Source organism: Streptomyces sichuanensis (assembly GCF_020328095.1).
GTDB classification, from domain to species: Bacteria; Actinomycetota; Actinomycetes; order Streptomycetales; family Streptomycetaceae; genus Streptomyces; species Streptomyces cinnamoneus.
The window spans coordinates 73,521-90,090 of sequence record NZ_JAIXMK010000046.1 but is presented as its reverse complement, the minus strand read 5'-3'; the positions used below and the strand labels follow the sequence as shown (position 1 = coordinate 90,090).

General features: G+C 71.3%; 18 protein-coding genes. 6 read left to right on the top strand and 12 right to left on the bottom strand.

Annotated features, from left to right (window positions below; genetic code table 11):
• From LE181_RS15725 to LE181_RS15680, 10 genes are all read right to left on the bottom strand, one after another.
• Positions 1-822, bottom strand: an 822-nt coding sequence (locus LE181_RS15725) for an ABC-2 family transporter permease (RefSeq protein WP_225661901.1), incomplete at its 3' end; no start/stop codon positions are given.
• Positions 819-1,574, bottom strand: coding sequence for an ATP-binding cassette domain-containing protein (locus tag LE181_RS15720; protein ID WP_225661900.1), 756 nt, complete (start codon positions 1,572-1,574; stop codon positions 819-821). The genes LE181_RS15720 and LE181_RS15725, both read right to left, overlap by 4 nt.
• A gap of 118 nt (positions 1,575-1,692) precedes the next feature.
• The gene (locus tag LE181_RS15715; RefSeq protein WP_225661899.1) at positions 1,693-2,622 is read right to left on the bottom strand and encodes a M48 family metalloprotease; all 930 of its coding nucleotides are present in this window, start codon (positions 2,620-2,622) and stop codon (positions 1,693-1,695) included.
• A 2-nt stretch (positions 2,623-2,624) separates the two neighbouring features.
• Entirely contained in the window at positions 2,625-3,074 is a 450-nt protein-coding gene (locus LE181_RS15710) for a BlaI/MecI/CopY family transcriptional regulator (RefSeq protein ID WP_225661898.1), read from the bottom strand.
• Positions 3,075-3,113: 39 nt separating this feature from the next.
• On the bottom strand, positions 3,114-3,926 hold the full coding sequence (locus LE181_RS15705) for an ABC transporter permease (RefSeq protein WP_225661897.1): 813 nt from the start codon (positions 3,924-3,926) through the stop codon (positions 3,114-3,116).
• The gene (ccmA, locus tag LE181_RS15700; protein ID WP_225661896.1) at positions 3,923-4,654 is read right to left on the bottom strand and encodes a heme ABC exporter ATP-binding protein CcmA; all 732 of its coding nucleotides are present in this window, start codon (positions 4,652-4,654) and stop codon (positions 3,923-3,925) included. The genes LE181_RS15705 and ccmA overlap by 4 nt, the downstream gene beginning before the upstream one ends.
• Positions 4,648-5,988, bottom strand: coding sequence for a lanthionine synthetase LanC family protein (locus tag LE181_RS15695; RefSeq protein WP_225661895.1), 1,341 nt, complete (start codon positions 5,986-5,988; stop codon positions 4,648-4,650). Before LE181_RS15695 ends, ccmA begins: the two co-directional genes overlap by 7 nt.
• Positions 5,981-9,082, bottom strand: coding sequence for a lantibiotic dehydratase (locus LE181_RS15690; protein WP_225661894.1), 3,102 nt, complete (start codon positions 9,080-9,082; stop codon positions 5,981-5,983). The genes LE181_RS15695 and LE181_RS15690 overlap by 8 nt, the downstream gene beginning before the upstream one ends.
• A 10-nt stretch (positions 9,083-9,092) precedes the next feature.
• Positions 9,093-10,088: an LLM class flavin-dependent oxidoreductase gene (locus tag LE181_RS15685; protein WP_225661893.1), complete on the bottom strand. Its 996-nt coding sequence runs from the start codon at positions 10,086-10,088 to the stop codon at positions 9,093-9,095.
• Positions 10,088-10,753, bottom strand: a complete 666-nt coding sequence (locus LE181_RS15680) for a hypothetical protein (RefSeq protein WP_225661892.1) — start codon at positions 10,751-10,753, stop codon at positions 10,088-10,090. Before LE181_RS15680 ends, LE181_RS15685 begins: the two co-directional genes overlap by 1 nt.
• A 352-nt stretch (positions 10,754-11,105) precedes the next feature.
• On the opposite strand from LE181_RS15680, the gene LE181_RS15675 reads away from it, so the two are divergent.
• Complete coding sequence (locus LE181_RS15675; RefSeq protein ID WP_190108184.1) at positions 11,106-11,261, top strand: gallidermin family lantibiotic; 156 nt, start codon at positions 11,106-11,108, stop codon at positions 11,259-11,261.
• A gap of 294 nt (positions 11,262-11,555) precedes the next feature.
• On the opposite strand, the gene LE181_RS15670 is transcribed toward LE181_RS15675, so the two are convergent.
• Positions 11,556-12,203, bottom strand: coding sequence for a DUF5324 family protein (locus tag LE181_RS15670; RefSeq protein ID WP_225661891.1), 648 nt, complete (start codon positions 12,201-12,203; stop codon positions 11,556-11,558).
• A 225-nt stretch (positions 12,204-12,428) separates the two neighbouring features.
• On the opposite strand from LE181_RS15670, the gene LE181_RS15665 reads away from it, so the two are divergent.
• Positions 12,429-12,956, top strand: coding sequence for a peptidylprolyl isomerase (locus LE181_RS15665; RefSeq protein ID WP_225661890.1), 528 nt, complete (start codon positions 12,429-12,431; stop codon positions 12,954-12,956).
• 106 nt (positions 12,957-13,062) lie between these two features.
• On the top strand, positions 13,063-13,923 hold the full coding sequence (locus LE181_RS15660) for a rhomboid family intramembrane serine protease (protein ID WP_225661889.1): 861 nt from the start codon (positions 13,063-13,065) through the stop codon (positions 13,921-13,923).
• Between the two features lie 346 nt (positions 13,924-14,269).
• Here the strand turns inward: LE181_RS15660 and crgA are convergent, their stop codons facing one another.
• A complete protein-coding gene (crgA, locus tag LE181_RS15655) occupies positions 14,270-14,524 on the bottom strand; it encodes a cell division protein CrgA (protein WP_225661888.1) in 255 nt (84 codons plus the stop codon).
• A 143-nt stretch (positions 14,525-14,667) separates the two neighbouring features.
• Here crgA and LE181_RS15650 point away from each other — a divergent pair, with 143 nt between their 5' ends.
• From LE181_RS15650 to LE181_RS15640, 3 genes are all read left to right on the top strand, one after another.
• A complete protein-coding gene (locus LE181_RS15650) occupies positions 14,668-15,429 on the top strand; it encodes a DUF881 domain-containing protein (protein WP_225661887.1) in 762 nt (253 codons plus the stop codon).
• 21 nt (positions 15,430-15,450) lie between these two features.
• Entirely contained in the window at positions 15,451-16,281 is an 831-nt protein-coding gene (locus LE181_RS15645; RefSeq protein ID WP_225661886.1) for a class E sortase, read from the top strand.
• 90 nt (positions 16,282-16,371) lie between these two features.
• Positions 16,372-16,566, top strand: a complete 195-nt coding sequence (locus tag LE181_RS15640; protein ID WP_225661885.1) for a hypothetical protein — start codon at positions 16,372-16,374, stop codon at positions 16,564-16,566.
• Positions 16,567-16,570 lie beyond the last annotated feature (4 nt).

The following is a 16,570-nucleotide window of genomic DNA, read 5'->3' as shown; positions in this document are numbered from 1 at the left end:
GGCGGTGGCGGCACCGGGGGCGGCCGGCTGCGGCGCCGTCTGCCGGGCGGCCCGGGCGGCGGGCATGCGCAGGCGGGGCAGCAGGAGGAACGGCACCGCCAGCAGCGCGCCCAGGAGGGTGGCCGGCCACGGCGAGGCGCCGGCGAGCGCGGAGTGCGCCTCCAGGGCGACGCCGTTGGCGTGCGTGCCGATCACCGGCAGCGCCCCGCGGTCCAGCCAGGTGAACGGCAGGACGGTCCAGGACGCGGACTCGGCGTTCACCACGCCCAGCATCGTCCAGACGAACCCGGCGCCGAGCACGACGGCCCAGGGCGTCTGCCGCGCCAGCCACAGGAGCAGTGCCAGCATGCCGAGCTGTGACGCCCAGGGGACCAGGACGGCCTCGGCCGCGCGGTCCACGGGGACCCGCTGGGCGCCGTTCGTCAGCCCGAGGATCAGCAGGGGGGTGCCGGCACCCAGCAGGTTGAGCAGCAGCGACCGCAGGGCCAGCACAGTGAACCGGCTCAGGTGCCGGTAGCGCGGGCGCACGGGCCGGTAGCGGGTGGCGCCGCCGCGGGCGGTGTCGTCGATGCGGGTGGCCGTGGCCACCAGCAGCGCGGTGAGCATCGGGCCGACGAACATCGCCCACAGGTTCTGGTAGCCGAGGACGTCCTTCCAGTCCTTGCCCGGCCCGGTGGAGAGGAACATGGCGGTGTTGACGAGGCCGAAGGCCAGACCGCCCAGCGGCAGGTACGCCACGGCACTGCGCCGCCAGGTGGCGAACTCGGCGCGCAGGGTGGCGGACAGCCCCGGGACGGGCGTCGCGGGGAGGGCGGTGGTCACGACATCACCCCGGCCCCATGGGCGGCGCCGGTCAGCGTGAAGTACGCGCGCTCCAGGTCGCCGTCCGGTGCGAGGTCGGCGAGGCGGCCCTGGTAGCGCAGGCGCCCCGCCGCGATCAGGCCGATGTCGTCGGCGACGGAGGCGACTTCGCCGAGGAGGTGGCTGGAGAGCACGATGGTGCGTCCGGTGTCGGTGAAGCGGCGCAGCATGGTGCGCAGGGCGGCGATGCCCTCCGGGTCGAGACCGTTCTGCGGCTCGTCGAGGATGAGGACGTCCGGGTTGCCCAGCATGGCGATGGCCAGGGCCAGGCGGCCCTTCATGCCGGTGGAGAAGCTCTTGGCCTTCTTGCGGTCCGAGCGGTCCAGCTCGACCGCGGCCAGTGCCCGGTCGGCCTCGGCCTCCGGCAGTCCGAGCAGGTGGGTGTGGACGACGAGGTTCTGCCGGGCGGACAGGTGGCCGTAGAAGCTCGGTCCGTTGATGCTCGCCCCGATGCGGGACAGATCCGGCCGGCTCCACGGACGGCCGAACAGCCGCACCTCTCCCGAGGTGGGGGGTAACAGGCCGAGGATCATCTTCAGCGTGGTGGACTTGCCCGCGCCGTTGGGGCCCAGCAGGCCGTAGATCCGGCCCGGTCGGACGGTGAGGTCGACGGAGTCGACCGCGGTCGAGCGCCGGAACGCCTTGGACAGACCCCGGGTCTCGATCACCGGGGTACCGCCGGGGGGCGTCTCCGGGTGGGGCGCCGCGTACATGGCTCTCCTTTCTGCTACACGTCGTAGCACTTGCGGGTGTGCGGGTGCCCGCCGCACGCGGGGTGATGCTTTTGGTGCGTGACGTCAGGGTGCCGTCAGGCAGGGGCCGGGGCGGGTGTCAGAGCAGGACGGCCAGGACGCCGACGACCGCCGCCGTCGCGGCCCGCACCGACCACGCCTGCCAGGCCGGCATCACCCGGGGCGGTGCGGCCAGGGCTCTTGCCCGGTGGGTGAGTTCGATGCCGGGGTCGAGGAAGCCGGTGCCGGCTCCGGGGGCCACGATGTCGTGGCGGGCCGACTGGGCCTTCGCCTCGATCTGCGCGCACAGCGCCTTGGCCACCGCGGCCGCGCCGTCGGCCTCGCGGGCGCTCTGGTCGGCCCAGAGCTCGGCGGTGAGCCGCACCTCGGCGAGCACCGCCTTGCGCCCGGGGATCCACCACCACGACCGCAGGGCGCAGGTGGCGAGGAAGATCCACAGGGGGTGGCGGGCCTGTGCGTGGGCGCGCTCGTGCTCGATGATCGCCGACGCCTCGGCGGACGCGGCCACGCCCGAGCTCAGGATGATGCGGGGCCGCACCAGACCGACCGTGCTCGCCAGGCTCCGGCCCGCCTGACCCTCGCCGTGGACGATCCAGATGTCGCCGCACTGCTGGGGCGCCAGGAGCGAGACGATGCGCCCGGTGCGCGCCACCTGGATGGCTCCGGCGACGAACGAGACGGCCATGGAGGCCAGGGGGACGGCCGAGGCCGCGAGCATCAGCTGGGCCGCGATGGCCGAGAGTACGTGCCGGCCGTCGATGTCCGTGATGCCGTTGCTGATGCCCCACGCCATCGGCGCCCGCCACGGCAGGGCGTCGCGCAGCGGGCTGTGCGGCAGATAGGGAACCGCCATGGCCAGCAGGGGCGTGACGGCGAGGGCCACCGCGAGCACGAACCGCTCGCGGGCCGGTAACCGCACCGACACCCGGCTCAGCAGGTGCCAGGTGCCCACGGCGACCAGCGGGCACCACCACGCGAGCATCACCTGCGGATAGCCAAGCCAGCTCATGCTCACGCCGTGCCCCCCGGCGTTCCGTCCGATTCCTCCGCGCCACTCCCGCCGGGCGGGTCGGCGATGCCGGCCAGCAGCGCACGTACCTGTGCGAGCCGGTCGGCATCGCCGCTCACCGTCTGGACGAAGTTCGCCACCGCGAGGTCCCCGAAGCCGTCCACCACCTGGCGCACCTGCTCGGCGGCCACGCTCTGCTCGACCTCGCGCCGGGTCTGCTGCGGCCAGTAGACGTACTGGCGGCCCTCCTTGCGGCGGGCCAGCAGGCCCTTGACCACCAGGCGCTCCATCACCGTCTTGACCGTGGTGTACGCCTGGCCGCCGTCGAGGTGCCGGACGCAGGCGGTCACGTCCAACTCACCGCGCGACCACATGACATCCAGGATCGCCAGCTCCAGCGGCCCGAAGTGGGCTGCCAGGCCCCGGCGTCGAGTACCTCGCCACGATGACATGCTACGCAGCATAGCAGTTCGTTCCAGACGTAGATCGGATCAGTATTCGCCGAGCGAACCGGCTTGCCGGGCACGGGACATGCCGGTGGAGAACGTGATGATGCCGATCGGCAGCATCACCGCCGTCCAGATCGCCATGTGCAGCAGCGACGGCGCCACCTGCCCCAAGTCGGCGTCCACCAGGAGGGATTTGCGGATCCCGTCCAGCGCCTGCGTGGTGGGCAGCGCGCGGGCGACGGCCTGCAGCCAGCCGGGCAGGATCGAGACCGGGTACATCACGCCGGACAGCAGGGTCGTCAGGGTGGTGATGCCCCAACGGACCGGATCGCCGCGCTTGGTGATGAGCAGGACGCCGCAGCCGGCCAGCCCGAAGCTGCCCAGTGTGACGACGAGGAGCGCGAGCACGGCCAGGGTCGCGAGCAGGTTCACCGAGATCGGGATGTCGAAGATCGCCCCGAACACCCCGAACATGACCACGGAGCCGAACGCCGTGCCGATCAGCCCCACGACGCCGGAGTACAGCATGACCCGGGTCAGCGGGACCGGCATCACGACGGCGGACTCCAGGGTGCCCGTCCGCTGCTCGACCTGGAGGTGGTTGCTGAACGCCCCGAGACTCACGGCGACGAAGCCGGTGAACACCGACCCCGACATCAGGAAGCTGATGATGTTGCCGCCGTATCCCTGGATGCCGGCGAAGGTGTTGCCGTCCTCCAGGAACTTGCCCATCAGGAGGAACTGCACCAGGGAGATCAGCGACGTGATGGTGCCCAGGGCGATGGCGGTCCGGTAGGAGCGCCGCTCCCAGTAGATCTGCAGGACGTGGACACCGAACTGCCGGACGACGGTCACTGCGCCTCCTGAAGGGTGGCCCGCTCGGCGGGGGTGGGCACCGGATCGCCCGCGGCGGGGCCCGGCGCGGCGGGTGAGGGCACCGGCAGCACGTGCCCGCCCTTGAGCTGCAGGAACCAGGCGGTGGCCTTCTCCAGATCGCCCTCGTTGTGGGTGGAGAACAGCACCGAGCCGCCCTCGCGGGCGTGCGCCGCGATGAGGTCGTGGAACCGGGCGACGTTCTCGGTGTCGAGGTTGGCCGTCGGCTCGTCGAGCAGCAGCAGGGACGGACGTCCCAGCAGCGCACGGGCCAGTCCGAGGCGTTTGCGCTGTCCCAGCGACAGCCGCATGAACTGGGTGTCGGCGAAGTCCGCGAGCCCCACCTGGTCCAGCAGAGCGGCGATCTCCTGCTTGGCCCGGGCCCCGAAGAGATCGCGCAGCGAGGCGTAGTACCGCAGGTTCTGCACGCAGGTCAGCCGGAAGTAGAAGCTGCGCTCCGGATAGAGGGAGACGCCGACGTGGGCACGTGCGGCGGCCGGGCGGCGCACCATGTCGCAGTCCGCGATGGTCACCGAGCCCGTGGTGGGCGTGATCAGACCGCAGAGGATCTTCAGCAGCGTCGTCTTCCCGGCGCCGTTCGACCCGAGCAGCGGCACGAGGTGGCCGTCCGGGACGGTGAAGCCGACCTCGCTGAACACCGGCGAGGTGGCCTTGCGGTAGGACATCGACACGTCGTCCACGGTCAGCATGCGACACCTCCGCACAGCATGTACTCCGCCTGGGTGAGCCGGTCGCGCTCCAGGGAGACGAGCGCGACGGCGGCGCCCCCCGAGCCGGTCAGGAAGCCCGGCGAGTCGGTCGGGGCCCCCGGCACGTTGTCGTTCCGCAGTCCGAACGTGGCGTCGGGATCGGCCATGGCCAGCAGCTGGTCGAGCGTGTCCCGGCCGGGGCCGGCCCACTGCCGTCCGTGCGCGGCGGCCACGGCGGCGACATGCCGTTCGACGGTGATCTGCCCGGCGACGCCGTGGCACAGGGACGGGTTGTCGATGTGCCGCAGTGCGGCCGGCCGTCGCTCGACGGATGCCAGGAGCTCGATCGCGGTGTCGAGGAAACGCGGGTCCACGCTCGCGCAGTTGGCCAGCGCGGCAGCCGCCCCCAGGTTCCCGTAGCACCACGCGGACCTCGCCAGCCCCTGCTGCTCCCACTGCCGGTCCGGCGGCAGCTTGAAGTAGGGCAGGTCGAGCCCGTAATCGGTTTCCACCAGGCAGTCCGTGATCAGCCCGCCCAGGGCCTGGACCGCGTCGGCCATCCGGGGCGAGGCGGTGCCGCGGGCCGCCGCCGTGCCCAGCAGGGAGGCGACACCGGAGATGCCGTGCGCGTATCCCAGGTTGAGGTAACCGTCGTGCAGGTGCGGCGACTTGTTCCGCTCGATCTCGGTGATCTTTCCCGCGGGGGTCCACAGACCGTGCGGCGGGGGCACCAGGGCCAGGTGGCAGAACTGCTCGACGACGCGGTCGGCCGCGTCCCGCCGCCGCTCGTCGGCGTCGCCCGAGGCGAGCAGGTACATCGCGGCACCGGCGAGGCCGGAGATCACGTCGTAGCTGTCGCTGGACAGTCCGCCGGACGGGGGCAGCTCGGCCAGCTTGTGCTCGACGCGGGTGATCAGGGTGGCTTCCACGTCGTGCAGCGCACGCCGGTAGCGTTCCCCGCCGCGGGAGAGGGCGCGCAGCGCGTACGCGACGGAGGCCGTCCCGCCGAACAGCCCGATGCCGAGGTCCACCGCGTGGGTGTAGTGCTCGATCAGACGCTTGGCGTGCTCGAAGGCCAGCCGGTCCCAGCCGTCCTCGGGGCGCAGCTCGTCGGCGGCCGAGTACACCAGGGCCATGCCCAGGTCGCCCGGGTCGGTGCTCAGCGGGTGCCACGCCGCGACCGGTTCCGCCGTGAAGGGGTCGGGCACCCGGAGGGCGGCCGGGTCACCGGTGTAGTCGCGGATGCGGTGCAGGATCTCCCAGCCGGTGTTCACCGCTTCTTTCCTGGCCTGCTCGCTGATCGGCGCCGAAGTCACCTTGGTCTCGTCAGTCACGAGCGGACCGTCCTTCCCTGTGGGCCTGGGATCGTTTGATGACGCTGAGGAGGAACAGCGCCTGGTATTCGCGGTGCCGGGGAAGGCCCATCCGGTTGGCGAACATGTGCAGGAGGCTCTGCAGCGTCATGGCCCGCATCTGCCACGGCCTGCCGTCCTTGGCGAGCAGCCGGGTGAGGGCACGGGTGTCGGGCAGCAGCAGGTCGTGCAGGAGCGGACCGGCGGCGAGCGCCGCGTCCGAGGGCTGCTGCCGCACCAGGGGGCGGACCGCCTTGCGGAGCGCGGGGCTGGCCGAGGAGAACTCGGTGCGGTAGCCGTTCGCGACGGTCTCCAGCAGGTCGCCGGTCTCCTCGTCGGTGAGCTCCAGGGCCGCGACGTAGTGCTCCATCAGATGAGCGGCGTCCCGCAGGACGCGGCCCAGTGTCCCGTCCGGCGTCTCCGCGCCGTCCAGCCGGTACGCCGCCCGCATGGCCTCGGGCGCCAGGCACAGCTGTGGCCCGGACGCGAGGAGACGGGACTCGGTGCAGAAGATCCGCTCGGCGACCGGCATGGCGTCGGTCCCGCCGTACCGCTCCAGCTCCCGGACGTAGGTGTCGATCACGTAGCGGTCGGCCAGCCCGTCCCGCACGCACGCGCCGATCACCTCGCGCACCCGGTCGAAGGGCACCGTCCCGGCGCGCACCCGGATGCGCAGCTGGTCGTCCGGGTCCGCGTAGCGGATGTAGAACCACTGGTCCGGGAACTCCGCGCAGGCCCGGGCCAGCCGCGCCAGGACCTCCTGCTGCTTCTCCCGCTCCCCGTACACGCGGAAGTACCACCACTCGGTGCCCGGCGGCAGGGCGCGCACGGCGTCGGCCGTGGTGTCGAACTGCGGCGCGGGCGGCGGCAGCGGGACGGGCACCGGGTGTCGTGCCACGGCCGAGAACACCGCCTCGCTCGCGTACCGGCGGCCCTCGGCGTCGCGGACGATCCCCATCCGGTGGGGCGCGGGCGCTTCGGTGACGCAGTCCGCCCCGTCCGCGACCTCACGGCGCAGCAGGTCGCGGTGGATCCGGTCGGACAGGTGGAGCAGGAGACGGTTGTCCAGCGTGCCGACGTAGACGTACTCCGGCAGCCGTGCGTCCTCGGCCCAGCGCAGCAGCTGTCCGTCCTGCTCGTCGGGGGTGCCGGAGAGCGGGGGGATGCGCCACATCGGCAGCGACAGCGTCACCCCGCCGTACTCCACTCCGGGCAGGAAGTCCGCCAGGGGTTCCATCTCGCCCCAGGTCCAGGCCGGCCGCACGGTGCCGTCCAGGGCGAGCTCCTGGAGGAAGCGGACGACGTCGGTGGCGATCTCGGGGTTGACGAGGTTCGCCGTGCGGATCGCGACCGGCCGGCCGGTGGGCGCGTGGACCAGGTGGAACCGGCCGTTGTCCGCGCCGACCAGCAGGTCCGCGAAGGCGATGTCCACCGGGTCGGACGGGTCGCCCTCGAACGCTCCGGTCGTCACCTTCAGCCGGTAGTCGTACACGCTGGGCGCGACGACCACGTTGTTCACGCGCGACCGGTTGCTGACGTAGTCCAGCTCGCACAGGAGGGCGCCGGGCCGGGCCGCGATCTCCGCCCGCGTCAGGTCGCGGACGTGCGCCTCGATGGCCGGGTCGCCGTAGGCGAACCTGCCGCCGGCCTTGCCGGCCGGGATCGCCACCCCGATCGGGGACAGGGTGATCCTGACCTCGTCGTCGTCCCCCTGGTCGAGGTAGAAGAAGACGTCGTAGCTCGTCGGCGGCGTTCCGGTGGCGGACGGGAACGCGGCGAGGTCGTCCGCGGTGAGCGTCACGGTGTTCCGTCCGGTGCGCCGGGCCCGGTCGATCAGGGCGGCCCGCAGCCGGCGGCCGGCCCGGAACGACTCCCGGTCGTCGGCGGCCCCGTCCCGCGGCCGGTGCCGGGAGGACGGGTATCCGGCGGGGGCGCCGATGCCCCGTACCGGGTCGAACATGCGGTGCAGCGGGACGAGGGAGCGGCCGAACGCGTCGGCGAACCGTTCGGTGTGGCGCTGGAGTTCCGGGAAGTCCGCCGGCAGCAGCGCCATGCGCATCATCGCGTCCACCGCCGCCCCGGCCCTGCGCGCCACGTCGGCGGACACCTGCCCGGACATCGCCAGGGACAGGTCGACCTGCAGTTGCTCCTGCGTGGCGTGGGCGTCGGTGCGCAGCGCGGCGTACACGCGGTTCAGCTCGTCGATGCCCTCGCCGACGCGGGTGGCGCGGTAGGCGGCGACGGCGTCCTGCGCCGTCCGCAGCCGCTGCGCCACGGGACCGCCGGCATCGAGGTCCGCGCGGGTCCAGCGGGCCGTCGGGTCGGTGTCGAACGCCGAGGGCGTCAGCTCGCCGATCAGGATGCCGTGTCCCACGAGCTCGTCGACGAAACGGACGAGCACCTCGGCCCCGGCGTCAGGAAACGCCTCGCCGAGGCTTTCGTGCAGCGCGGCCAGCGGGACGGGCCTGCGGGCCAGGTCCAGGACGTGCCGCACGGGGGGCGTGTACCGGACGCTGGACGCCTCGTTGACCTTTCCGTCCGCCGCCCGGGGGTTGACCATGACCGCGATGCGGTCCCCGGCCGGGTACGCCGTCGGGTTGGCCACCACCCGCATCCGGTCGCCGAGCGCGGCGACGGCGTCGTCGGTGAGCTGCTTCAGATAGGTGAACCCGACCCGGGCGTGCTTGCGGTGCTCCTCGGGACGGCCCAGGACGAGCGGTTCGTCACCGAGGCCGACGAGCGCGCTGCCGCCGAAGACACCGAAGGGGGTGGTGCGCGTGGTGATGCGCAGGGCGTATTTGAGCAGGGCCCGGTGGAGGGAGCGGGTCTTCTTGGCCCCCTCCTTGCGGTCGGCGTGGCCGCCGCGCCCGTCGGCGGTGGCCAGCAGGGCGTCCACCTGGTCGGCCAGTACGGAGCTGGCCACGCGGACGGATTCCCGGAAGGCGGCGTCCGCCCAGAGGGTCCGGATGCCGTCGAGCGGGCTGCGGGACGCGGGGCTGTCGGGGTAGGAGGCGGTGGAGCGGAGGGGGGTGCGGACGATGACGCGGTCCGCGATCCGGTAGTCAGAACGTGTCATTGAATCTGTGTCACCCATGCGCTGAAGCCGTTGCGGCCAGAATGTCGTTGAGGTCCAGCAACGTTTCGTCCGTGCCGTACCAGGAGTGCACGCCGGTCAGGTTGAGGATCACCTCGTCGACGCCCGCCGCCGCGTAGGCGGCCAGGCCGGCGGCGATGTCCGGCGCGCTGCCGTACAGGAACCCGCCGCCGGTGACCAACGCCCGTGCGGCGGAGGCGGGATCGCCCGCCGGTACGTCGACGCCGGCCCGCGCCAGCATGTCGGCGTAGTGCGGCAGGGCGAGGTGCCCGCCGGAGGAGAGGTGGGCCAGGTCGACGGGGCTGCGCCCGCGGCGCGCCACCGCCACGGGGACCGCCGCGATCACGGGCGGGCGGGGCCGCCCCGCCGACCGTGCGCCGCGGGTCACCTCCGGCACCACGGACCGCCGCACGTAGTCCGCCGGTGCCAGCCAGGTGATGGCGGCGTCGGCGACCTCGCCGGCCGCCCGGGCCATCCTGGGCCGCAGGACGCCCAGGGCGAGGTGGACGCGCGGGTGCGGTACCGGAGGCAGGGCCTCGCCCGCGTGGACGTACCGGTGACCGGCGCCGGCGGCGGAGTTCCCGGCCGGGGGGTCCCACGGCTGGGCCAGGCAGCTCCGGGTGGCGTGCAGGAACTCCCGGCAGGCGTCGACGGGCTTGTCGTACGCCGCGCCGAGCCTGGCCTCCTGCACGGCCCGGCTGCCCGGCCCGTAACCGATGACGGCCGGCGCTCCGGTGACCGCCGCCACGGTGCGCGCTTCCAGCGCGGCCTGTGCGGGATGCCGCAGGGGCGTGACCAGGACGCAGGTCCCGGCCGGGACGGGGTAGCCGGCGCCCGCCAGATAGGCGAAGGTCGCGGCGGGCTCCAGCCCGTAACTCTGGCCCTGCCAGAGACGGGTGAGCTGCGAGCTCTGGGCCACCTGACGGGCGAACGGCACGGCCTGCTCCGGCGTGGCGGGCACCGTCGGTATGAGGAGCGACAGCTTCATCACTGTCCCCCCGAGGACATCCCCATGCTGCGCAGATAGGAATCGGAGAGCACTGCGGAGAACGGGTCGTCGCCGGCCGCGGTCGGCTCGGCCAGCTCCCAGTGGTCGATCATCCGGCTCGCCGCCTTGACCAGTTCCTGGTCGCCGGAATCCAGGACGGACCGGACCAGTTGGTCCTCCAGCGTCTGGCGCAGGGAAAGGGCGAAGGGGCTGTCGCACTCCGGCAGACAGGGGCCGTGGTAGAGGACGAGCGCGTCGGTCGGCCGGCCGGCCTTCAGCAGGCCGAGCACTTTCAGGGCGTCCACGGTGACGGGCTTTCCCAGGACGTACCGGCGTCCGAGCGGCTCGTACCGCACGTCGATCCCGAGCCTGCGGGCCCGGTACGCCAGGGTGGGCAACGTCGAGGCGGAGACGTCGCGTTCGTAGATCCGATGGTGCAGTCCGTCGCGGCTCATCGACCCGCCGGCCGCGGCCAGAGCCGTGATGAACTCCATCGTCTTGCTGCTGGTGACGGGCCTGCCGGCCACCTCGTAGCGGCCCAGCACACTGATTTTTATTCCAGCCGGTATATCTACCGTTAACTCCGCACCGAAGTCGAAGTGCGGTAATGCCTGTGGGGTGAAATCTCTTTTGCTGTCGCCTATTGGCTGGCCGGCCAATGCCATTTTGGGCATTTTTCCCCCTACCCCGTTGCGATCAGTGTAAACATCCCCGAAAGGTCGGCTTGCTGCAGGGGCCGACCGGCTGTGGAAGGGGGGATGGTTTACATGGCCGTTGCACGCTATTCGCGTTGCCTTCACAGGTCAACTGCCTATTTCATAAGTGACATGATCGGCGCAAATCGGCAAGTAAATGTAAATGCCATCCTTCTTCGCGAATCGGACGCCGATCAAGTGGCTGATTCTTTGTGAGACCCGTGTGATCGGGGTGTGAATTTTCGCTGCCAGGCTGTCTCTCAGCGAACGGGCCAGCCGGTCGCACCGACCCGGTACGGGTACATCTCGAAAGGTGGAAAACATGTCTGACTTCGACCTCGACGCCAAGGTCCTCGCCGACGACGCCCCGCAGGCGACGCCCTTCATCACGAGCGTTTCGCTGTGCACCCCGGGCTGCGTCACCGCTGCCGGCTGCACCACCAGCGTCTGCACCCAGGGCTGCCACGTCAGCAAGTAAGTACAGTCCGCTTTCGGTGAGCGAGACCGTCCCCGGGCGCTTCTGTGGATACAGGAGCGCCCGGCGCCGTTAAGGTCTTCTCGTGTTCCTGTCATGAAAACGTCAAAGCGCGACTCTGTTCCTGACGTTTATCGGCCACCCCCGGCCGGGCTGAAATTCGACGTTCGCTCCTTGACGTGGGCGAGGGACCCCCGACCTCTCCCATGCAAAAACCCCTCCGGCCCGATCTGCTCGGCCGGAGGGGTTTTGTGTGAACGGGGTGTGCGAGTGGTGTGGACGGGCGGGCCGGCGTCGTCAGGGCCGGTCGTCGCCCTCTTCGTAGGATTCGGAATCGGCCCGGTCCTGCTTGGCCTGGACTTCCGGGTCGAGGCCGGAGACGGCTCCGCTGCCGTCGACCGAGCTCAGCGTGGAGCGGTCGGCGGGCTCGGTGGCCTCCGGCGGCTCGACGAGCCAGTCGGGGTTGGCCTGCTTGTCCCACCACTTCCACACGGCGATCGCGCCACCGACGACCACTCCCAGCACCAGCAGCCCCTTGGCCGCGCGACCGGCCCGGCAGCGGCGGCCACGGCGGCGCGTGATCTTCTCGACGTCCTCGGCCGTCACCTGGCCGCGCAACGCGGCGAGCGCGGCCGTGCCCCGGGAGAGTGCCTCGTCCCGCACCGGCTCGGCGACCGCCCGGGCCCGCGCTGCGGCCTGGTCGACCTTCGGGGGCAGAGCGTCGCGTGCGTGTTCAAGGCGGGGCTGCAGATGTGCGTCGTACTGCGAACGGGCCTGGTGCGCGGCCACGGCCACCTTGGGCGCGAGCCGGCACCGGGCCTCGTGCGCGTAGTGCACGGCCGCGTCCTTGGCCGTGCCGGCGTAGGGCGCCACCACTTCCGCGGCGTGGCGCACGCTGTCCTTGGCGGTGCTGGTCGCGGCGCGCACGCTGTCCTTGCGGGTCACGAGAACCTCCTCCTCGGTGGCGTATGGTTTGTCGCCTTTCCACCCAGTGGAAAATCATGCCTGCCGATGGGCGGTCCGGCATGTGCGAGCGGGCATCCGGGTCAAAGGGGAGCTTCGGTCGACAATGCCACGGTTCGCCGCCGCGCGCCGGGCTTTGGTGGCACTCGCCGCGAACCCGTCGTGCAAGGATCGGTAGCCGTCAGCGAACACTATGGAAGGTAGATCGTGGCTGAGCAGCTCTACGCCACCCTGAAGACCAACCGGGGCGACATCGAGATCCGGCTGCTGCCGGACCACGCGCCCAAGACGGTCAAGAACTTCGTGGAGCTCGCCAAGGGCGAGCGCGAGTGGGTGAACCCCGAGACCGGCCAGAAGACGACGGACAGGCTGTACGACGGCACGGTCTTCCACCGCGTCATCGAGGGGTTCATGATCCAGGGCGGTGACCCCCTGGGCAACGGCACCGGCGGTCCCGGCTACAAGTTCGCCGACGAGTTCCACCCGGACCTCGCCTTCACCAAGCCGTACCTGCTCGCCATGGCCAACGCCGGCCCGGGCACCAACGGCTCGCAGTTCTTCATCACCGTGTCCCCCACCACGTGGCTGACCGGCAAGCACACCATCTTCGGCGAGGTCGAGAGCAAGGACGGCCAGGCGGTCGTCGACGCCATCGCCACGACCGACACCAACCCGCGCACCGACCGCCCGGTCCAGGACGTCGTCATCGAGTCGGTCGTCATCGAGACCCGCTGACAGGCGGTCCCACGGGAACCTGGCGCCCCGCCCGTCCGTATGACGGGCGGGGCGGTGGTGCGTACAGGGCGCACACCGGCCACCGTCTCAGGGGCAAGGGGAGAGCATGAATGGTCAGGCTGTCTGCTGCTACCGGCACCCGGACCGGGAGACCGGCATTCGCTGTACCCGCTGCGAACGCCCGATCTGCCCCGAGTGCATGGTCAGCGCCTCGGTCGGCTTCCAGTGCCCGGCCTGCGTGACCAGCACGTCCGGTACGGGCCACGCCCCCCGGGCGAACACGCCGCGCACGATCGCGGGCGCCACCCACACGGACGACCCGCGGCTGGTCACCAAGGTGCTGCTCGGGATCAACGTCGCCGTGTGGATCGCGGTGACGGCCACGGGCACCGGCCTGCTGGACGCGCTGGAGCTGTTCGGGCGCGCGTCCCTGTCGGACTTCGGCCCGTCGGAGGGCGTCGCCGAGGGGCAGTGGTACCGCCTGCTGACGGCGGTCTTCCTGCACCAGCAGGCGATGCACATCGCCTTCAACATGCTCTCGCTGTGGTTCCTGGGCCCGCCGCTGGAGGCCGCGCTGGGCCGCGCCCGCTACCTGGCCCTCTACCTGCTGTCGGGGCTCGGCGGCAGCGCCCTGACCTACCTCCTCGACGCGCCCAACCAGCCCTCGCTCGGCGCCTCCGGTGCGATCTTCGGCCTGCTGGGTGCCACGGCGGTGCTGATGCGCCGGCTGAACTACGACATGCGCCCGGTCATCGCGCTGCTCGTGCTCAACCTGATCTTCACCTTCACCTGGAGCAACATCTCCTGGGAGGCCCACGTCGGCGGCCTCGTGATCGGGACGGCGGTGGCGTACGGGATGGTGCACGCCCCCCGCGACCGGCGTGCGCTGGTGCAGCGCCTCACCTGCCTGGCGGCGCTCGTGGTGATCGTCGTGGTGGTGGGGATCCGGACGCTCCAGCTCGGCTGATACGCGTCCTGGGTGCGCGCCGGGGATGCCCCGGGCGCGTCCTGGGGCACGTCACCCACACCGGTGGACGCACAGGTTGTCCACAACACGTGCAGGATCTTGTGCACGCTGTGCGGGAATGTGTGTTCGATGTGTCCGTGACCCGCCTGAGCTGCGTTTTCGCTGGGCGGCGCCGGTGTGACCATCGATACGAAGCGCTTGCGATCAGTCACACCGGCGTCAATGCCAGGGAAGTTATCCACAGATCTTCTGAGTTTTTCCCCACTGTGGACGAGGGTGTGGATAACCCGGCGGAAGGCTCAGGGGAGAACTGGTCCCGGGCCCTCGGAGGGCCCTCGGAAGGGGGTTACTTCCACTGGGTGGAGACGACGAACCCGGCCGCGATGAAGCCGAAGCCGACGACGATGTTCCAGTTCTTCAGGGACTCCACCGGCATGTCGCCGCTCGTCACGTAGAAGACGACGATCCAGGCCAGCCCGATCAGGAACATCGCCAGCATCAACGGCGCCACCCAGCGGCGACCGGTCGTCAGCTTGATGTTCTGCTGCTTCACCGGCGGCGGCGTGAAGTCGTCTTTCTTGCGGATCCGTGACTTCGGCACGAGGTAACTCTCCTGTCGATGCGCTGCGTGACCGCGCTGGGGTACAAGGCTGGTCCGCCGGGGCGGGAGTGCCGGGAGCGCTTCCTTCCCCCGGGCGTCCGTTAGCGTAGTGCTTCCGCGGCGTCGGAGAGGATAAGGGTACGTTGAGCAATTCTGCGGACTCCACCAGCGGGCCCGTCCGGCGGTTCCGTCCGGTGCGGCTGCTGACCGGCGGGGTCTTCGCCCTCGCCGGCCTCATCTTCTGGATGAGCTTCAACACCGCCCAGGGCACCAACATCCGCACCGACGACTCCATGTTGCGCCTGTCCGACCTCATCCAGGAACGCAGCCGCAAGAACGGCGCCCTGGAGGACAGCGCCGCGACCGCCCGCGCCCAGGTCGACGCCCTCGCCCGGCGCGACGGAGGCGACACGGCGCAGGAACGGAAGCTCACCGCACTGGAGGACGCGGCGGGCACCCGCAAGACCACAGGCCAGGGCCTGACCGTCACCCTCACCGACGCCCCGCCCAACGCCACCGCCAAGATCCCCGGCGTCCCCCAGCCCCAGCCCAACGACCTGGTCATCCATCAGCAGGACCTCCAGGCCGTCGTCAACGCCCTGTGGAAGGGCGGCGCGAAGGGCATCCAGGTGATGGACCAGCGGCTGATCTCCACCAGCGCGGTCCGCTGCGTCGGCAACACCCTGATCCTGCAGGGCCGCGTCTACTCCCCGCCCTACAAGGTCACCGCCGTCGGCGACCGCAGCACGCTCCGCAAGGCGCTCGACTCCTCCCCCGCGATCCAGAACTACCTGCAGTACGTGAACGCCTACGGGCTCGGCTGGAAAGTCGACCAGCACGACGCGGTGACACTTCCCGGCTACTCGGGCACAGTGGATCTCCACTACGCCAAGCCCATGGGATAACACCCGGGAAGGGGTCGGCCGGTGGGGTTACGACTGGTCGTACGCACGCTCAGCGAACTGTGCCTCACCATCGGCACACTGATCGTCCTCTTCGTGGTCTACGTCCTCTACTGGACCGGCGTCCGCGCCGACGAGGCCATGCGCGAGGAGATCGGCCGCCTGCAGGACCGCTGGGCCGCAGGGCCCGCCGCCCCCGCCCCCGGCGCCGGGGAGCCCGCCCCGCCACCGGCCGCACAGCAGGCCACTCCCGGCAGCCCCGAGAGCTCCGGCGGAGACCGGGGCCGGGGCGGTGACCGGTCCCGGGCCGAGCCCCGCGGCCAGGACGTGCCGCCGCCCGTCCCGCCCGGCGGACAGCCTCCGCCCGCGCCGCGCACGGCCGCCCGCCCGGGCGCCTCCTTCGCCGTCATGTACGTCCCGCGCTTCGGCGGCGGCTGGGCCAAGCCCGTCCTCCAGGGCACCGGCACCGACGTGCTGAAGAGGGGGCTCGGCCACTACGAGCGCACCGCCGGCCTCGGCGAGAAGGGCAACTTCGCGGTCGCCGGCCACCGCCGCACCCACGGCGACCCGTTCAAGGACCTGCCCGCCCTGCGCCCCGGCGACGCGGTGGTGCTGACGGACGGCACCACCTGGTTCACCTACCGCGTCGACACCCGCCCGTACCGGACGCTGCCCGACGACACCGCCGTCCTCGACCCGGTGCCCGCCCGGTCCGGCTACCGGGAACCCGGCCGCTACCTGACGCTGACGACCTGCGACCCGGAGTGGGGGCACAGCCACCGGCTGATCGTCTGGGCACACCTCGACGCCACCCGGCCCGCCGCGGAAGGCCGGCCTGCCGCGTTGTCCGGCTGAGCCCCACCGCCGGGCACCGCCCTTTAGTCTGGTGCTGCAATCGACCATCGATACGGTCCACCGACCACGTCATCGGCAAGTGGGGACAGCATGTACGGCTGGATCTGGCGTCATCTGCCGGGTAACGCATGGGTGAAGGCACTGATCTCGTTGCTGCTCGCCCTGGCGATCGTCTACGCCCTCTTCCAGTACGTCTTCCCCTGGGCGGAGCCGCTGCTGCCGTTCAACGACGTGACGGTCGACAACGGCCTGCCGGCGGGCAGCGCAATGACGGAATGGCGGTAACGCG

What these genes read in the sequence shown, in the direction of transcription:
- LE181_RS15660 (WP_225661889.1), top strand. Translation starts at nt 13,063, where the DNA reads ATGAATGGTCAGGCTGTCTGCTGCTACCGGCACCCGGACCGGGAGACC.
- LE181_RS15720 (WP_225661900.1), bottom strand. Translation starts at nt 1,574, where the DNA reads ATGTACGCGGCGCCCCACCCGGAGACGCCCCCCGGCGGTACCCCGGTG.
- LE181_RS15675 (WP_190108184.1), top strand. Translation starts at nt 11,106, where the DNA reads ATGTCTGACTTCGACCTCGACGCCAAGGTCCTCGCCGACGACGCCCCG.
- LE181_RS15680 (WP_225661892.1), bottom strand. Translation starts at nt 10,753, where the DNA reads ATGGCATTGGCCGGCCAGCCAATAGGCGACAGCAAAAGAGATTTCACC.
- LE181_RS15685 (WP_225661893.1), bottom strand. Translation starts at nt 10,088, where the DNA reads ATGAAGCTGTCGCTCCTCATACCGACGGTGCCCGCCACGCCGGAGCAG.
- LE181_RS15640 (WP_225661885.1), top strand. Translation starts at nt 16,372, where the DNA reads ATGTACGGCTGGATCTGGCGTCATCTGCCGGGTAACGCATGGGTGAAG.
- ccmA (WP_225661896.1), bottom strand. Translation starts at nt 4,654, where the DNA reads ATGCTGACCGTGGACGACGTGTCGATGTCCTACCGCAAGGCCACCTCG.
- LE181_RS15690 (WP_225661894.1), bottom strand. Translation starts at nt 9,082, where the DNA reads ATGACACGTTCTGACTACCGGATCGCGGACCGCGTCATCGTCCGCACC.
- LE181_RS15715 (WP_225661899.1), bottom strand. Translation starts at nt 2,622, where the DNA reads ATGAGCTGGCTTGGCTATCCGCAGGTGATGCTCGCGTGGTGGTGCCCG.
- LE181_RS15710 (WP_225661898.1), bottom strand. Translation starts at nt 3,074, where the DNA reads ATGTCATCGTGGCGAGGTACTCGACGCCGGGGCCTGGCAGCCCACTTC.